The sequence below is a fragment of the Halomonas sp. G15 genome (genome assembly GCF_021282295.1).
GTDB lineage: Bacteria > Pseudomonadota > Gammaproteobacteria > Pseudomonadales > Halomonadaceae > Halomonas > Halomonas alimentaria.
On the sequence record NZ_JAJSPA010000080.1, the window covers coordinates 1 to 1,683 of the forward strand.

At 64.5% G+C, this 1,683-nt stretch carries 1 protein-coding gene; it reads left to right on the forward strand.

Annotated elements, in window-relative coordinates:
• The first annotated feature begins 78 nt into the window (after positions 1-78).
• A protein-coding gene (locus LWH48_RS18005; protein WP_232913664.1) for an IS3 family transposase occupies positions 79-1,646 on the forward strand; the annotation gives its coding sequence in 2 pieces (ribosomal slippage) (positions 79-544 and positions 544-1,646; 1,569 coding nt in all).
• The last annotated feature ends 37 nt before the right edge of the window (positions 1,647-1,683 follow it).

Below are 1,683 nucleotides of genomic sequence, written 5' to 3' on the forward strand. Positions count from 1 at the left end.
CCCCCAGTGTCAGGATGACTGTCGTGCCCTCTGATACCCTGTTCCTATAAATCGATCAGGGGGCGAAAGGAGACACTCATGCCTCGTTACTCAGAGGAGCGCCGGCAAGCCGTGGTCACCAAGCTGCTGCCTCCCCACAACCTCTCCCCACAGGTAATCGCGGAGCAGGAGGGGATCTCGCTGGGCACCGTCTACAAGTGGCGCAAGGAAGCCCGTGCCGAAGGGCGCTGTCTGCCGGATGCTCTGGGCAAGGGCGCCGATGGCTGGTCGTCCAAGGATAAGTTCAGCGCCGTGATCGAGACCGCCTCGATGAACGCTCAGGAGACCGCGGAATACTGCCGTCGCCGGGGCGTCTATCCCGAGCAGCTGGAGCGGTGGCGCCATGACTGCGAGCAGGCTGCCAGTCTCTCGCACTCGGAACGCCAGCGTGAAGCCGACGCGGCCAAGCAGCAGCGCAAGCGCATCAAGGCGCTGGAAAAGGAGCTCGCCCGCAAGAACGAGGCCCTGGCGGAGACCGCAGCGTTACTGGCCCTCAGAAAAAAGGCGAGGGCGATCTGGGGGGACGAGGACGCATGATCAGCACCCCAGATCGCCAACGCGCCATCGCGCTGATCGAAGAGGCCAGGGCCCAGGGAGCACGCCTGGAGGCCGCCTGCCGAGAGCTGGGCATCACCGCCAGGACGTACCAGCGCTGGACACGCGGCGGCGAGCTGCACGAGGACCAGCGCCCTTTGGTCGACCGGCCGGTGCCGGCTAATGCGCTGACACCGGCCGAAGAACAGGAGATCCTCGACGTGTGCCACCGCCCTGAGTACGCCAGCCTGCCGCCAGAGCAGATCGTGGTGCGCTTGTTCGACGAGGAGCAGCGCTACCTGGCCTCATCCTCGTCGTTCTACCGCGTGATGCGCAAGCACCACGAAATGGTGCATCGGGGCCGTGCCAAGCCACCTCAACGCCGCGCCAAGCCCACGACCTACCAGGCCACGGCGCCGAACCAAGTGTGGTCGTGGGATTGCACGTGGTTGGGCGGCCCGATCAAGGGGCAGCACTACTACCTGGTCATGATGGTCGACATCTTCAGCCGCAAGATCACCGGTTGGGAGGTGTTCCTGGCTGAGTCGGCCCACAACTCCCGCACTGTACTGGAGCGGGCCGTGCTGGGCGAGCGGATCATTGACCAACCGCTGGTGCTTCACGCGGACAATGGCAGCCCCTTCAAGGGCGCCACGTTGCTGGAAAAGCTGCATGAGCTTGGCATCACACCGTCCTTCAGCCGGCCGCGAGTCAGTAACGACAATCCTTACTCGGAGGCGCTGTTCCGGACCTGCAAATACCGGCCCTGTTACCCCGTCGATGGGTTCGCCACGCTCGACAACGCCCGCGAGTGGGTGGCTGGCTTCGTGCAGTGGTACAACCACGAGCACCGGCACAGCGGCATTCGCCTGGTGACACCGGCACAGCGCCATGCGGGCGAAGACGCTGCGGTGTTGGCCAAGCGCCACGTCATCAATCAGGCGGCGCGTGACACCAACCCTGCGCGATGGAGCGGCAAGACTCGCAACTGGACGCCGATCGGTACCGTGTCACTCAACCCGGAGCGGGAGCTCCATGTCACCGTCGCCGAACCAGAAAAGCAGGTGGCGTGAATGATCTCAGAGGCGACAGATTCCTTGACAACTACCG